12 protein-coding genes are annotated in these 14,449 nt (G+C 73.3%); 6 read left to right on the top strand and 6 right to left on the bottom strand.

The window, feature by feature from the left end; all coding sequences use genetic code 11:
- Positions 1-36 precede the first annotated feature (36 nt).
- A complete protein-coding gene (locus tag ACWCXC_RS16060) occupies positions 37-1,122 on the bottom strand; it encodes an arylcarboxylate reductase (protein ID WP_450683176.1) in 1,086 nt (361 codons plus the stop codon).
- A gap of 130 nt (positions 1,123-1,252) precedes the next feature.
- On the opposite strand from ACWCXC_RS16060, the gene ACWCXC_RS16055 reads away from it, so the two are divergent.
- From ACWCXC_RS16055 to ACWCXC_RS16040, 4 genes are all read left to right on the top strand, one after another.
- A complete protein-coding gene (locus tag ACWCXC_RS16055) occupies positions 1,253-2,833 on the top strand; it encodes an FAD-dependent monooxygenase (RefSeq protein WP_450683175.1) in 1,581 nt (526 codons plus the stop codon).
- A 95-nt stretch (positions 2,834-2,928) separates the two neighbouring features.
- Complete coding sequence (locus ACWCXC_RS16050; RefSeq protein WP_450683174.1) at positions 2,929-3,870, top strand: hypothetical protein; 942 nt, start codon at positions 2,929-2,931, stop codon at positions 3,868-3,870.
- 202 nt (positions 3,871-4,072) lie between these two features.
- Positions 4,073-5,641, top strand: a complete 1,569-nt coding sequence (gene mhpA, locus ACWCXC_RS16045; protein WP_450889263.1) for a bifunctional 3-(3-hydroxy-phenyl)propionate/3-hydroxycinnamic acid hydroxylase MhpA — start codon at positions 4,073-4,075, stop codon at positions 5,639-5,641.
- Between the two features lie 164 nt (positions 5,642-5,805).
- Positions 5,806-6,624 (top strand): helix-turn-helix transcriptional regulator, encoded by an 819-nt coding sequence (locus tag ACWCXC_RS16040; protein ID WP_450683172.1) that lies wholly within the window; start codon positions 5,806-5,808, stop codon positions 6,622-6,624.
- Positions 6,625-6,682: 58 nt separating this feature from the next.
- Here the strand turns inward: ACWCXC_RS16040 and ACWCXC_RS16035 are convergent, their stop codons facing one another.
- Positions 6,683-7,891: a macrolide family glycosyltransferase gene (locus tag ACWCXC_RS16035; RefSeq protein ID WP_450683171.1), complete on the bottom strand. Its 1,209-nt coding sequence runs from the start codon at positions 7,889-7,891 to the stop codon at positions 6,683-6,685.
- Positions 7,892-8,087: 196 nt separating this feature from the next.
- Between ACWCXC_RS16035 and ACWCXC_RS16030 the strand changes: the two genes are divergently transcribed.
- Both ACWCXC_RS16030 and ACWCXC_RS16025 read left to right on the top strand, forming a co-directional pair.
- Positions 8,088-8,738 carry a class I SAM-dependent methyltransferase gene (locus ACWCXC_RS16030; RefSeq protein ID WP_450683170.1) on the top strand — a complete coding sequence of 217 codons (651 nt, stop codon included), beginning with the start codon at positions 8,088-8,090 and terminating at the stop codon, positions 8,736-8,738.
- 21 nt (positions 8,739-8,759) lie between these two features.
- Positions 8,760-9,623: a 1,4-dihydroxy-6-naphthoate synthase gene (locus ACWCXC_RS16025; protein ID WP_450683169.1), complete on the top strand. Its 864-nt coding sequence runs from the start codon at positions 8,760-8,762 to the stop codon at positions 9,621-9,623.
- A 57-nt stretch (positions 9,624-9,680) separates the two neighbouring features.
- On the opposite strand, the gene ACWCXC_RS16020 is transcribed toward ACWCXC_RS16025, so the two are convergent.
- From ACWCXC_RS16020 to ACWCXC_RS16005, 4 genes are all read right to left on the bottom strand, one after another.
- A complete protein-coding gene (locus ACWCXC_RS16020; protein WP_450683168.1) occupies positions 9,681-10,940 on the bottom strand; it encodes a macrolide family glycosyltransferase in 1,260 nt (419 codons plus the stop codon).
- A complete protein-coding gene (locus ACWCXC_RS16015; RefSeq protein WP_450683167.1) occupies positions 10,927-11,958 on the bottom strand; it encodes a Gfo/Idh/MocA family protein in 1,032 nt (343 codons plus the stop codon). Before ACWCXC_RS16015 ends, ACWCXC_RS16020 begins: the two co-directional genes overlap by 14 nt.
- Positions 11,959-12,092: 134 nt before the next feature.
- Complete coding sequence (gene rfbH, locus ACWCXC_RS16010; protein WP_450683166.1) at positions 12,093-13,403, bottom strand: lipopolysaccharide biosynthesis protein RfbH; 1,311 nt, start codon at positions 13,401-13,403, stop codon at positions 12,093-12,095.
- Positions 13,400-14,407, bottom strand: coding sequence for an NAD-dependent epimerase/dehydratase family protein (locus ACWCXC_RS16005; RefSeq protein ID WP_450889259.1), 1,008 nt, complete (start codon positions 14,405-14,407; stop codon positions 13,400-13,402). Before ACWCXC_RS16005 ends, rfbH begins: the two co-directional genes overlap by 4 nt.
- Positions 14,408-14,449: the final 42 nt, after the last annotated feature.

Genomic DNA, 14,449 nt, shown 5'->3' with positions numbered 1-14,449 from the left:
CCGCCTTTCTTTCACTGTTCCATGGGTGGGGCGGGCTCAGTAGAGGCCCTCGGGCATCTCCGAACTGACGCGGAGCGGCTGGACGTTGGCGACGCCGTCGCACGGCCACGCCTCGGGGGTCCGGTAGCGGACCGCCTGGTCGCGTTCGAGGATGTTCGGCAGGAACAGGTCCTCGTGGAGGACGGTGAGCCGTACGCGTCCCACCTCGTCGTAGTCGACGATGCGGCCGGGGTCGGTCCGGTCGACGACGGTCATGGTGATGTGGGGGTAGTTGGGCACGTAGGGCAGGGTGTCGCCGCCGTCGGGCGAGGGCAGTCCGTTGGCGCAGCCGAGGGTGTTGCCGTACGTGGTGGCGATGATGCCGCCGGGCATGGCCTCGGCGAAGCGGCGGTAGGCGTCGGAGGTGAGCTGGGTGCCGCCCAGGTAGACGCCGGAGAGCCGGGACATCAGCTCGGGGCGGCGGTTGATCAGGGCGTGCACGGTGGCGGGGGTGGAGCGCAGGTAGTCGACGGGCACCGTTTCGAGGATGTCGGTGATCTGCTCGATGACGTGGTCGACGTACTCCTCCATCTCCAGCAGCCGGCCGGAGCGGATGAGGGTCTTGATCCAGCGGGTGTCGAGGTCGACGGAGTAGACGGCGGCCCCGCACATGTCGGCGAGGTAGTCCGCCTCCTCGCCCACGATGTGGGGTCCGGAGGGGCAGGCGTCGATCCAGGTGGCGCCGGGGCGGAAGCCCGCCGTGCGGGAGCCGTGGAGGCGCCAGGCGGCCCAGTGGGTCTCCATGGCGTCGGTGTAGAGGATGCGCGAGGGGCGGCCGGTGGTGCCGCCGGACTCCCAGACGCGGCCGGCGAGCGGGCGGGCGACGGCGCCGGGGACGAGGTCGACCGGGTCGATGTCCCGCAGGACGGCGAGGTCGAAGTGGCCGAAGGCGGCCAGGTCGTCGTATCCGGCGAGACCGAGGGGGTCGAAGTCCAGCTCCGTACGGCGCTTGAGCCAGTAGGGGGAGCCGAGTTCGGGGTCGAAGTGGCGGCGCAGCACGCGCCGCGTCCACTCGTCCAGGTCCTGTGCCAGCCAGCCATCGGTCAGCGACCGCGACTCCTGCGTACTCATCGTCACCGACATGACGGCAGTATCGGCGGGGACCTGATAGGGGATCCCCTAGTGCGGCGGCCGCGGGTGACCTGGGCTTCGGGCGGCGTGCCTACTGTGCTTGTGTGCGTGCCCCGTGGAGCGCCCTTCGAGGAGATGAGTGATGGCCGTCGAGACTGAGACCGCCGATGTCGTCATCGTCGGCGGCGGCCCCGTGGGGCTGCTGCTCGCGTGCGAGCTGGGGATGGCGGGGGTGCGTCCGGTCGTCCTGGAGCGACTGCCCGAGCCCAGTACGGAGATCAAGGCCAACGGTCTGATCGGCCAGGTGGTCCGGTTCCTCGACCACCGCGGGCTGTCCGAGCGGTTCGAGGGGGTGTCCGGGGCGCCCGGGGCGGTGCCGGGGTATCTCTTCGGCGCGCTGCCGCTGGACCTGTCGGTGCTGGAGAGCAATCCGCTCACCGTCCTTCCGGCCACGCAGCAGCGCATCGAGCAGGTGCTGCGCGGCCGGGCCGAGGAGCTGGGCGTGGAGATACGCCGGGGCCACGAGCTGACCGGTCTGCGCCAGGACGCGGAGCGGGTGACCGCCGAGGTGCGGGGCGCGGAGGGCGCGTACGAGCTGCGGGCCCGGTATCTGGTGGGCTGTGACGGCGGGAAGAGCACCGTCCGCAAGCGGGCGGGGATCGTCTTCGCCGGGGAGCCGGGCCACGATCTGGTCTCGCGGGCGGCGTACGCCACCGTGCCCGTCTCGGCGCTGGTGCCGGGGACCGGTGAGCTGGAGGTGCCCGGAGTCGGCCGGATCAGCCCGGTGTTCACGTTCACCCGCACCCGGAACGGCATCTTCGCCTTCGCCGCGCTGCCGGACGGCAACCACCGTCTGCTGACGCTGGAGTGGGGGGCGCCGCCGGAGGGCGACGACGCCCCGATGACGCTCGGTGACATGCGGGACAGCGTGGCCCGGGTGCTGGGGACGGAGGTCCCGCTGGCCGAGCCGACCGGGCCGGGGCCGCACATGCTGCGGCGGCTCGTGGGCCGCAACACGCGGCTGGCGGAGCACTACCGCAGCGGCCGGGTGTTCGTCGCCGGGGACGCCGCGCACGTCCACTCCGCGGTGGGCGGGCCGGGGCTCAACCTCGGTCTCCAGGACGCCGCGAACCTGGGCTGGAAGCTGGCGGCCGAGGTCCGGGGGTGGGCGCCCGAAGGGCTGCTGGACAGCTACCACACCGAGCGGCACGCGGCCGGGCAGCGGGTCTTCATGCACACCCAGGCGCAGACGGCGCTGATGACGCCGGGGCCCGAAGTGACCGCGCTGCGCGAGCTGTTCGGCGAGCTGCTGCACTCCCCCGACAACATCCGTCACCTCGCCTCGCTGCTCGCCGGCGACGACGTGCGCTACCCCGCGACCGGGGACCACCCGCTGGCCGGACGGTTCGCGCCGGACCTGGCGCTGGGGACGGGGGCCGGTCCCGCGCGGCTCGCCGGTCTGATGCGGTCGGGGCGGCCGGTCCTGCTGGACCTGGGCGCGGAGCCCCGGCTGACGGAGGCGGCGGCGGACTGGAAGGACCGGGTCGACGTGGTCGCCGCCCGGTGCACGCGACCACCGTCGCGGGCGCTGCTGGTGCGGCCCGACGGGTACGTCGCGTGGGCGGCCCCGGACGACGAGCCGTGCGAGGAGGCCCGTGCGGGGCTGCGGCGCGCCCTGGAGGCGTCGTTCGGCCGCCCCGGTGACGACGGCGCGGCGGGATAGCCACCGGCGGTGCTCCGCCGTGGGACGTCGGGCCCGAGGGTGACGGCGGTTCCCGGTCCGGCCTGATCCGAACGAAAGGCCCGGGGGGCATCGACGTGCGCGCACGCGGCATCAATTACGACACCGGGTTCCTGCCCGGGAGCCAGTTCACCCGTACGTCCTTCCGTCCGGACGTGGTCCGGCGCGAGATGGGGGTGATCGCGGACGAACTCCACTGCGACGTGGTGCGGGTGTCGGGGCGGGACGCGGAGCGGCTGGAGCTGGCGGCCCGGTGCGCGGCGGACGCGGGTCTGGAGGTCTGGTTCGCGCCGTTCCCCGTGGACCTGCCGGCCGAGGCCCTGCTGCCGTTCTTCGCGGACTGCGCGCGGCGGGCCGAGGGGGTGCGGAGCGCGGGCGCCGAGGTGGTGTTCGTGACGGGCTGCGAGATCAGTGTGTTCTGCGGCGGGTTCTTCCCCGGGGACACCTTCGGCCACCGCATCCACACGATGGCGTCGGATCCGCAGTGGTGGTCGTCGCTGGACCGGGTGTCCGAGCGGGTGAACGTCCTGCTGGCGGAGGCGGCGGCGACCGTACGGTCCCGTTTCGGCGGGCGGCTCACGTACGCCTCGGGCCCGTGGGAGGCGGTGGACTGGGCGCCGTTCGATCTCGTGGGCACGGACGCCTACCGCGCGGCGCACAACGCCGGTACGTTCCGTACGCACCTGCGGGAGTTCTTCCGCCACGGCAAGCCCGTCGCCGTCACCGAGTTCGGCACGTGCGCCTACCGGGGCGCGGGGGATCGCGGGGGGATGGCGTGGAGCCTGCCGCCGGGGCCGGTGGTGCCGGACGAGGACGAACAGGTCCGCTATCTCGACGAGCTGCTGACGGTCTTCGAGGAGGAGGGCGTGGACACCGCGCTCTGGTTCTCCTTCGCCGGCTACGACCGGCCCGGCGAGGCCGATCCGACGTCGTACGGTGTGGTCCGGATGCTCGACGCGGTCCGCTGGGAGCCGAAGAAGGTCTTCCACGCGATGGCGGAGCGGTACGGGCGCGGCTGACGGCCCGGTGAACGGCACGGTCCGGGGGTCGGCACGGCCCGGTGACCGGCGTGGTCCGGGGTGCGTGGCGGTCCGGTGACCGGAACGGGCCGGGAGGGCGCGGGCCGGGTGCGTCAAGCGGGCGCCGGGCATATCTGGTTCTTGTCCCGGTCCCCCGCTCCGCGCGGCCCACCGCGTGCCGCGCTGACATACCGTCGGGCGCGTGACTGATGACGCGGCGGACACGGATGTCCTGGTAGTCGGGTACGGCCCTGTGGGGCAGGTTCTGTCGATCCTGCTCGCCCAGCGCGGCTGGCGGGTGACCGTGGTGGAGAAGTATCTGGAGCCCTACAACCTGCCCCGTGCGGTCTCCTTCGACCGCCACGTCGGCCGGATCCTCGGCACGATCGGGGTGGCCGACGCGCTCTTCCCGGTCAGCGAGCCGACCAAGGACTACGTCGTCGTCAACGGCGACGGCCAGACGCTGATGCACTTCGAGCTGAACCAGGACGACCGCTACCGCTGGCCGGAGGCGACCTCGTTCTACCAGCCGGGCCTGGAGGCCGCCCTCGTCGGGCGCGGCGACGAACTGCCGTCGCTCACGGTGCTGCGCGGCTACGAGGCCGTCGGGCTGACGGAGAAGGACGACTCGGTCCATCTGACGGTGCGGTCGGCGGACGGCGAGCGGACGCTGACGGCGCGGTGGCTGGTGGGCTGCGACGGCGCGAACAGCTTCGTGCGCACCCACGCGGGCTTCCCCGTCTCGGCGTCCGACTACGCGGCCGACTGGATGGCCTGCGACGTCATGCCGCACGACCCCGGGCAGTTCCCCTCGCAGAACGTGCAGGTCGCCGATCCGGCGCAGCCCCGGGTCGATCTGTCGGCCGGCCCCTCCCACAGCCGCTGGGAGTTCATCCGGATGCCCGGTCAGTCCTTCGAGGACTTCGACACGGTGGAGAACGCCTGGCGGCTGCTGACGCACTTCGGCATCGACCGGAGCAACGCGACGCTCCAGCGGTACGTCGCGTACACCTGTCTGGCCCGCAACACCGACCAGTGGCGCTCCGAGGGCCCCGGCCGGGTGTTCATCGCCGGGGACGCCGCGCATGTGATGCCGCCGCACGCGGGTCAGGGCATGTGCACGGGCATCCGGGACGTGGCGAACCTGGCGTGGAAGCTGGACCTGGTGCTGTCGGGGGCGGCCGGTGAGGACCTGCTGGACTCGTACGAGGCCGAACGGCGGCCGGACGCCCAGCGGACCATCGACATGTCGGTGAACCTCGCGCAGCTGATCGGCATCGTCGATCCGGCGGTGGCGGGATACCGGGACAGCGCCCTGCTGGCGGTGCGCGGGTCGGACGAGGCGCCGTCGCGCGATCCGGAGGCGTTCGCGCGCCCCGGCGAGGAGGCGCTGCGCGAGGGGCTGTTCCGGGACGGCGCGGAGGCCGGGCTGTTCGCGGGGGCGGACAGCCGGATCGTCCCGCAGGCCCGGACCGCCGGGGGCGGCGGGGAGCTGTGCGGGGGCGCGTTCGTGCTGCTGTGCGCGCAGGATCCGGCGGCGCTGGTGGATCCGGTGCTGGCGGACCGGCTGCGGGCGCTGGGCGGTGCGGTCGTCCACGTGACGCCCGAGGTCGACATCGACGGCACGTACGCCGACTGGCTGCGCGACGAGGTGGGGGCGCCGGTGGCGCTGGTCCGCCCGGACTTCCACGTATACGGGGCGGCCCGGACCCGGGCCGGGACGGACGCACTGCTGAACGGGCTGCTGGCGGAGCTGCCGGCCCGGATCTGACGGCACGTCACCCGCCCCGGCGTCCTCGTCCCGCACGTCCGCCACGCTGATCACCGAGCGCCGCACGAGTCCCGCACTACCGGCACTGCATCAGTATCCAGCCAACGGCTCCTAGGCTGCTGAGCGCTCACCGATTCACACACATCGGGGAAGGTGTGGCGGACATGTTCCAAGCGGAGACAAGCACCAGGAGCGATTTCCCCCAGACGGCCGGGGACGTGTCCGTCGCTGCGCGAAGACCCCTCCACGCCGTGGCCGACGTGCGCGAATCCACGCCGTCCCTGTTCACGTCGGAGATCCGGAGCGACGAGTACAGCGATGTGGTGCTGTCGCTCTACGAGCGGTCGGGGGTGGGGCTCGCGATACTCGACCCGACGCTGCGGGTGCGCTCCGTCAACAGCGCGTTCAGCACCCAGTGCGGCAGGTATCCGGACGACATCCGCGAGCGGAGTTTCGCCGAGTTCCTGCATCCCAGCGTGCGCCAGCACGTGCTGCGCCAGTTCGGCCGGCTCGTCCAGGAGCACCACGCCCCGGTGATCAGCCGGTCCATCGCGATGTGGTTCCACGACACCGCGGTCTCCGGCAAGCTCGCCGCGTTCCCGGTGCGGGACGAGAGCGGCCGGGTCAAGATGATCATGGCGCAGTTCACCCCGGAGGAACCGGCCGACGACCGGCAGGAGCTGGTCGGCTCCCAGCGCAAGCTGACGGCGCTCACCGCGAAGGTCCTGGAGGGCGTCGCGGCCGGGGACCCGACCGTGCGGCTGGCGGCGAAGCTCTTCCTCAGCCGCCAGGGCGTCGAGTACCACGTGAGCATCCTGCTGCGGCAGTTCAAGGTTCCCAACCGCACCGCGCTGGCGGCGAAGGCCTACTCGATGGGCATGTTCAGCATCGGCTGCTGGCCGCCGAAGATCCTTCCCGAGTACATCCGCCCCGACCGCCAGGGCGCCGAACGCACCCGGGGCGCCCGCCAGGACGGCGCCTGACCCCCGGGGCCCTCCCGCCCCCGCGCGGCGCCCCGGGGGCGGCGGCCCGCGCACCGGCTCAGCGGCGCGCGGCCACCGTCTCCACGTAGTCCGCCGCGAGCACCGGTCCGTCCACGGCGCGCATGGCCCGGCTCAGCGAGCCGACCCGTTCGCGGACGCCGGCGTCGGCCGCGATCCGGTCCACCTCGGCGCGGATCCGCTCCCCGCTCGCCTCGGCCCGCGGCACGTGCACGCCGAGCCCCAGCTCCCGGAGCCGGTCCGCGACGAGCCGCTGCTCGGGCATGTGGGGCACGGCGACGACGGGCGTCCCGAAGTACATCGACTCCATGACGCTGTTCATCCCGGCGTGCGACACGAACACGTCGGCGTGCTCCAGGACGGCCAGTTGCGGCACCCAGCGGTGCAGCCGGACGTTGTCCGGGACCGGCGGCAGATCGTCGCGGTCGGCCAGGTCGCCCGCCGAGACGATGACGTTCCAGTCGCTGTCCGCGAAGGCGTCCGCCCAGGTGCGCAGCGTGTCCTGCTGGTGGTCGAAGCTGAAGCTGCCGAGCGAGACCAGGAGCAGCGGGCGGCCGTCGCCGGGCGGCTGCCAGGCGGGGTCCTCGCCCCGGTCGCCGAGGCAGGCCCCGACGAAGGCGAAGCTGTCGTCGAAGGTCTCCTCGGCGGGCTGGAAGCGCCGGGGCAGGAAGACCAGGTTGGCGTCGTCGGCCGCCGCGTTGAACTCCTCCAGGGTGACGTCGCCGAGGCCGTGGTCGCCGAGCAGTTTGCCCTGTTTGACGAAGAAGTCGACGAGCGCGGGGTGTTCCCGGTCGATCTCGTCCGCGTAGAGCGCGCCGATCCGCTGGGTCAGCGAATAGTGCTCGTTGGAGGCGAAGGTCGCGAAGAGTTCGATGGCGGGGCGCCCCCACTTGCGGGCCAGGACCCGGCCGGCGGCGAAGGTGCTGACGTCGTAGAGCAGCACGTCCGGGATGTCGTCGCCGAAACCGGCCTCGTAGAGCGGGACGGTGGCGATGGCCTCGTCGATCGAGCGGACCGGTTCGCGCACCATGTAGTCGGCGTCCACCCGGTCGGGCAGTTTGCGGGAGGCCAGCCACGACTCGTACTCCAGAACGGTCGCCCCGGCGGCGGCGGCCAGCGGCGCGAAGCGCGCGTTGGTCGCGAAGGTGACGCGGTGGCCGCGGCGCACCAGCTCCGAGACGACGGGGAGCGTCGTGTTGATGTGTCCGAACGCGGGGAACGGCAGAAACGCCACATGGTACGAGGACATGCCCAGCAGCTTGCCAGCGGAGGCGGTCCCGGCTGCCCCGTGCCCGGTCAACACTGGGCCTTTCACCAGTCCGTTGCTGCTGTTCGCCGTGGAGTTCGGGAGAACACCTGGTGTCCTGGCGACGGTGTGGTTCCGTGCGCGCGCGCCGTGCTCCCGTGGGTCCGACGACCCGTTCGCGAGGAGAGAGCGAGATGCCGTGATCCACCCTGCAGATTACGCCGGCACACGGGAATACCACCGGCACGAGCCCAGCCCCGGACTGGAGGTCTTCTCACGCGGATGGCCCGACCAGGCCCCCGACACGGTCTGCGGCTGGGGCTCCAGCGAGCCGCACACCCAGCTGGTCCGCAAGGGACTGCGCACCATCATCGACACGTACGGCGTGCGGACGCTCAACGACGCCGGCTGCGGCGATCTGGCGTGGATGAGCACGATGGACCTCGACGGCGTCGACTACATCGGCTACGACGTCCACGAGCGGGCCACCTGGCCCGAGCTGCGGTCCCGCGGCTACCGGCTGGAGGTCGTCGACATCACGTCGACGGTGCTGCGCCGGGCCGATCTGCTGATCTGCCGCGATGTGTTCATCCATCTGCCCAACGACATGATCCTGCCGGCGCTGGAGCGGTTCCGCGGCTCCTGCCGGTATCTGCTCACCACGAGCTACGCCAGCGAGCCCGTCCCCGACCAGGGCGGGTTCTCCAACGCGGCGCGGATGGCGGAGCCGAGCCTGCGGCACGCCAAGCTCGATCTGACGCTGCCTCCGTTCGGTCTGGGGCAGCCGCTGGACCTCATCCCGGAGAACTCCCCCAACAAGTACCTGGGCCTCTGGGACCTGACCCGCTAGTCCGCCGAAGGAACAGGAATCATGGCAAGCCCTCTGGAACTCGCCCATTCGCCGTGCCCCAACGACACGTTCGCCTTCCACGCGTGGACGGCCGGACTGCTCCCCGGGGCGCCCCCCGTCGACCTCACCGTCGCCGACATCGACGTCACCAACGGGATGGCGGCGCGGGGCGAGCTGGACGTACTGAAGATCTCCTACGCGGCGCTGCCGTACGTCCTGGACCGGTACGCGCTGCTGCCGTGCGGCGGCGCGCTCGGCCACGGCTGCGGACCGCTGCTGCTGACCCGTACGGCCTGCGCGCCCGGTGATCTCGCCGGGCGCGTCGTCGCGATCCCGACCGAGCGCTCCACCGCCTTCCTGCTCTTCCGGCTCTGGGCCGAACAGGCCCTGCCGGGGCGGGAGATACGCACGGTGGTGATGCCGTTCGACCGGATCATGCCGGCGGTCCGGGACGGCGAGGTGGACGCGGGCCTCGTCATCCACGAGGCCCGTTTCACGTTCCCCACGTACGGGCTGCACCGGCTCGTCGACCTCGGGGAGGCGTGGGAGGAGCGGACCGGGCTGCCCATCCCGCTCGGCGCGATCGTGGCCCGGCGGACCCTGGGGCCCGCCCGGCTCACGGAACTGGCCCGGACCGTCCGCGCCTCCGTCCGGCACGCCTGGGCGGATCCCGAGGCGTCCCGGGAGCATGTGCGCTCCCATGCGCAGGAGCTGGCGCCCGAGGTGCAGAAGCAGCACATCGAGCTGTACGTCAACGAGTACACCGAGGAACTCGGCTCGGGCGGGCTGGCCGCGGTCCGCGCCCTTCTGGAGCGGGCGGCGCAGGCGGGTGCCGTTCCGGCGCTCCCGCCCGGCGCGCTGGAGCCGGTGCCCTTCGCGCGGTGAGGCGGGGGCGGCCCCGGGCGTGTGCCCAGGACCGCTCCCGTCAGCGTGCCGCTCCCGTCAGCGTGCCGCGTGGCCCGGGGCCGTCGCGGGGGTGCGGGCGGCCATGACGGCCTCCAGTCGGTCGGCGACGGCTTCGGCCCCGGGGGCCGCACGCACGTGCCGGCTGAGCGCCGCGACCCGGCGGCGTATCGCGGGGTCGCCGGCGATGGCGTCGACGGCGGCGCGCAGGGTCTCCCCGTCGAGGTCGGCGGGGTCCAGGGAGCGGCCCAGGCCGAGGTCGACGACCTGCCGCGCGGTGGCGTTCTGGTCCTGCTGCTGCGGCACGACGACGACGGGGACGCCCTGGTGGAATGCCTCCATCAGGCTTCCGGTGCCGCCCTGGCAGACGAACGCGGTGGCGTGCCCGAGGACCGTGAGGTGCGGGATCCAGGAGCGGGCCTCGACGTTGGGCGGCAGCGGGCCGAGATCGGCCGGGTCGGTGCCCCGGCCTAGGGTCATCACGACGTGCCAGGGGGTGCCGGCGAAGGCCCCGGCGCAGCGCCGGAAGAAGTCGGGGCGGCGGTTGGCGGAGGTGCCGAGGGAGACGAGCAGCACGGGCGGGCCGCCGGCCGGCGGCTCCCAGGCCCCCTCGAAGTCCACCGCGCGCAGACAGGGCCCGGCGAACAGGTAGTCGTCGCCGAAGGTGTCGCCCTTCGTCTGGAACTCCCGCACGACGAACGAGAGGTTCAGCACGGCGTCGTCGCCGTCGGCCGGGCGGTCGGCGAACAGCGGGGCGACGCCCGCCGCCTCGACGCGGGCGGTGAGTTCGGCGGCCAGCTCGCGCAGCCGGGGGTCGTCGGGGTCGACGGGGGCGCGCGAGGGGTCGGCCTCGGTGCCGTTCTGCGGCACGTGCGCGTTGGCGCCGAATCCGGCGTAGGTCCGGACGAGGGGGACCCCGTGGCGCCGGCTGACGGCGGCGGCCGTGTCGGAGGCGAGGGCGTCGTGCACGACCAGGTCGGGCGGGTCGGCGGCCGCCGCGTCCAGGGCGGCCTCCAGCGGGGCGAAGCTCTCCCGGAGGAAGGCCAGGAGCATCGTCGTCGTGCTCTCCTCGGCGACGATGGACTGCGGGAACACCGAGGGGTACGTCACGACGCGGGCCCCGGTGTCCGCCACGGTGGCGGCGTAGCGCTCGGAGACCACGTACGTGACGCGGTGGCCCCGGCGCACCAGTTCCTCGGTCATGCCGAGGGTGGCCTTGAGGTGCCCGTAGGCGGGGAATCCCAGCCAGAGCACATGGCGTCCGGTGCGTCCGGGAGGGGCGGGGTCAGCCGGGGACATGGCTCCTCCTGGTCCCGGCCGGTACGGGCCGGCCGAGGGCGGGTGCGCCGGCCCGGTCCAGGACCGTGGCGAGCACGGTGGCCTGGCGGACGGCGTCGGCGGCGTGCGGGGCGCGGGCGCCGGGGTCGGCGCAGGCCGCGGCGAAGGCGGTGACCGCGCGCAGGAACTGGTCGGCGGCGGGCACGGTGATCTCCTCGGTGTGCTCGCCGCGCCGCAGGCGCAGCAGGGTGGGCCGGCCGGGGGGCGGGGTGAACGCCCAGTCGACCTCGACGCGTCCTTCGCTGCCCCAGAGCGCGTAGGTGTTGCGGTAGGCGTGGTCCAGGCCGAAGTCGCACTGGGCGGTGAGGCCGGTGGCGTCGGCGAGGAGGACGGAGCCGGACATGTCGCAGCCGCCGTCCTCGTCGTATCCGAGGCGGGCGCCGAGGACGTCGAGGCCGTCGCCGAGGAACAGCTGGGCGGCGCGCAGCGGGTAGCAGCCGGTCTCCCGGAGCGCGCCGCCGGCCAGCGGGACGCTGTAGCGGATGAGCGCGGGATCGGCCCTGGGGATACCGAAGGAGGCGGTCAGGACCCTGGGGGTGCCGATGGCGCCTTCGGCGACCAGCTCGCGCACGCGATGGTGCTGGGGGTGGTGGAGGAAGGCGAAGTTCTCCATGAAGGCGAGGCCGCGTTCCCGGGCGAGCCGGGTCAGGTGTGCGGCGGCGGCGGTGCTCACGGTGAGGGACTTCTCCACGAGGACGTGCTTGCCGGCCCGCAGGGCCGCCTCCGCCCAGGCTTCGTGCAGGGCGTTGGGCAGCGGGATGTAGACGGCGGCGATGTCGTCGCGGGCCAGGAGCCGTTCGTATCCGGTGACGGCCTCGCAGCCGAAGCGGTCGGCGAAGGCGCGGGCCTTGTCGGGCGTGCGGCTGGCGACCGCCGTGAGCCGCAGCCCGGGGCAGCCGAGCAGGGCCGGGATCGTGCGGCGCCAGGCGATGTCGGCGGCGCCGAGGACGGCGATGCCGGTCGGTTCGGCGTCAGACACGGCGCCTCCCGCGGGTGGTGCCCGGGGCGCGGGCGGTCGCGGAGGCGGGTGGCAGTGGCTGCATGGGGTCCCTCTTCTCCCTGGCTGCGGTGCGTGGGCGCGGCCGGCCCGGGGCGGACCCGGGCCGCGCGCGCTCAGTGGTGCTTGCCGACGAACTCGCGGATGGAGGCGACCATGTAGTCCGTCATCTCGGCGGTGATCCCCGGGTACACGCCGATCCAGAAGGTCCGTTCCATGATGATGTCGCTGTTCTCCAGGCCGCCGCTGACCCGGTGCTCGACGTCGAGGTACGCGGGGTGGCGGACCAGGTTCCCGGCGAAGAGCAGCCGGGTGCCGATGCGGCGGGCGTTGAGGAACTCGACGAGCTCGGCGCGGCGGAACGGGGCGTCCTCGGTGAGGGTGAGGACGAACGCAAACCAGCTGGGGTCGCTGCCGGGGGTGGCCTCGGGCAGCAGCAGGCCGGGCACCCCTTCGAGTCCGTCGCGCAGCCGCTGCCAGTTGCGCTTGCGGGCGGCGGTGAAGTCGTCGATCCTGCTGAGCTGGCTGAGGCCGAGCGCGGCCTGGAGGTCGGTCGACTTCAGGTTGTAGCCGATGTGGGAGAAAATGTACTTGTGGTCGTAGCCGTGCGGCAGTTCGCCCATCTGGTACGTGAAGCGCTTGAGGCACTTGTTGTCCTCGCCCGGCTCGCACCAGCAGTCGCGCCCCCAGTCGCGCATCGACTCGGTGATCCGGGCCAGCTCCACGCTGTTGGAGAGGACGCAGCCGCCCTCACCCATGGCGAGGTGGTGAGCCGGGTAGAAGCTCACGGTGGCGTAGTCGCCGAAGGTGCCGGTGGTGCGGCCCTGGTACGTCGACATGAGGGCGTCGCAGTTGTCCTCGACCAGGAACAGGCCCCGGTCCTCGGCGAGCTGGGCGATCTCGGTGGCCTGGAAGGGGTTGCCGAGGGTGTGCGCCATCATGATCGCCTTGGTGCGCGGGCCGATGGCGGCCTCGACCCGCTCCAGGGTCGTGTTGTACGTGCCGAGGTCGACGTCCACGAAGACGGGGACCAGTCCGCACTGGATGATCGGGTTGACGGTGGTGGGCCAGCCGGCCGCGACGGTGATGACCTCGTCGCCGGGGCGCAGCCTGCGGTCCTCCAGCTCGGGCACGGTGAGCGAGGCGAGGGCCAGCAGGTTGGCGGAGGAGCCGGAGTTGGTCAGATGGGCCTTGCGGACGCCGACCGCCTTGGCGAACTTCCGCTCGAAGCGCAGGGCGGTGGCGCCCGAGGCGATGCGCAGGTTCAGCGCGTGCTCCACGAGCGCGGCGCGGTCGTCCTCGTCGAGGACCGCGCCGGCCGGGAGGATGGGGGTGACGCCCGGGACGAACTCCTGCCCGGAGGCGTCGTGGTCCCGGTGGTATTTGCGGGTCAGCTCGATGATGGACCGCGCGTCGGCGTCCGTCATGGATGCCCTCCTCGTCCGCTGTGGTGATCGTGTGGTGGTCGGTCGGTGTGGCGTGGTACGGGGACGCTGGTGCTGTCCCACAGGGCGTGCAGGGCGTCCGTGACGGTGCGGGCCGGGGCCCAGCCGAGCGCGCGGCGGGCCAGGGCGATGTCCAGGGGCCGTTCGCCGGCGCCGGTGTCGCGGCGGTCGGAGGACGGGGGGACGCGCAGGACCGCCGGGGCGGGCACGTCGGCCGCGGCGATCCGGATCAGCGCCTCGACCGCGTCGCTCATCGCGACGAGCGCGCCCGAGCCGATGTTGACGACGGGGGGCGGGGCGTCGGCGCGCGCCGCGCACAGCACGGCGTCGGCGACGTCGCGGATGTCGACGATCTCGCGGCGTACGCCCTCCAGGGGCGGCAGGCGCACCTCGTCGGGGCGGGCGGCGAGCTGCCGGGCGAGTCCGCCGAGCAGCCCGGCGGCGGGGGCGTGCGGGCCGATCGCGATCGGGATCCGGAACACGGTGGCGCTGATCCGCCCCTGCGCGACGGCGCGGACGACGGCCTCGGTGCCGGCGAGCTTGGTCTGCGCGTACCGGCCGGTGGGGCGGGCCGGAAGGGTCTCGGCCAGGGTCGCGCCGGGGTGCGCGCCGTACTCGTAGGCCGTGCCGATGTGGACGAGCCGGACGGCTCCGGGCAGAGCGGCCACGGCGTCGACGAGGCGTTCGACGAGGGTGGTGTTGCCGGCGGTGAGCTGGTCCTCGGTGACGTTCCACGCGGCGCCCGCCGCGTTGACGACGAGGGCGGGGCGCAGGGCGGCGAGGGCGGCGGTGAGGGCGGCGGGGCCGCCGCGGTCGAGGTCCAGGGCCACCGGGCGGCAGCCTTCGGGCAGGCCGCGGCCGGTGCGGGCGACGGCGGCCACGGGCCGTCCGGCGTCGCGCAGCGCCGCGCACACATTGCGGCCGACGAAGCCGCCGGCGCCGAGCACCACGGCGGCCGGCCGGCTCGCGGAACCCACTGGGTCCATCGTCGAATCCCCGGAATCCTCTGGTCCGTCGGAGCGACGGCC

It is taken from the genome of Streptomyces sp. NPDC001515 (assembly GCF_053597115.1).
Note: the sequence above shows the minus strand (reverse complement) of the source record. Positions and strands in the feature narration are given on the sequence as shown.

Bases quoted from the DNA above. Each gene is read 5' to 3' on its own strand.
- ACWCXC_RS16020 (WP_450683168.1), bottom strand. From the start codon at position 10,940: ATGTCCCCGGCTGACCCCGCCCCTCCCGGACGCACCGGACGCCATGTG.
- ACWCXC_RS16025 (WP_450683169.1), top strand. From the start codon at position 8,760: ATGGCAAGCCCTCTGGAACTCGCCCATTCGCCGTGCCCCAACGACACG.
- rfbH (WP_450683166.1), bottom strand. From the start codon at position 13,403: ATGACGGACGCCGACGCGCGGTCCATCATCGAGCTGACCCGCAAATAC.
- ACWCXC_RS16055 (WP_450683175.1), top strand. From the start codon at position 1,253: ATGGCCGTCGAGACTGAGACCGCCGATGTCGTCATCGTCGGCGGCGGC.
- ACWCXC_RS16060 (WP_450683176.1), bottom strand. From the start codon at position 1,122: ATGTCGGTGACGATGAGTACGCAGGAGTCGCGGTCGCTGACCGATGGC.
- ACWCXC_RS16005 (WP_450889259.1), bottom strand. From the start codon at position 14,407: ATGGACCCAGTGGGTTCCGCGAGCCGGCCGGCCGCCGTGGTGCTCGGC.
- ACWCXC_RS16040 (WP_450683172.1), top strand. From the start codon at position 5,806: ATGTTCCAAGCGGAGACAAGCACCAGGAGCGATTTCCCCCAGACGGCC.
- ACWCXC_RS16035 (WP_450683171.1), bottom strand. From the start codon at position 7,891: ATGTCCTCGTACCATGTGGCGTTTCTGCCGTTCCCCGCGTTCGGACAC.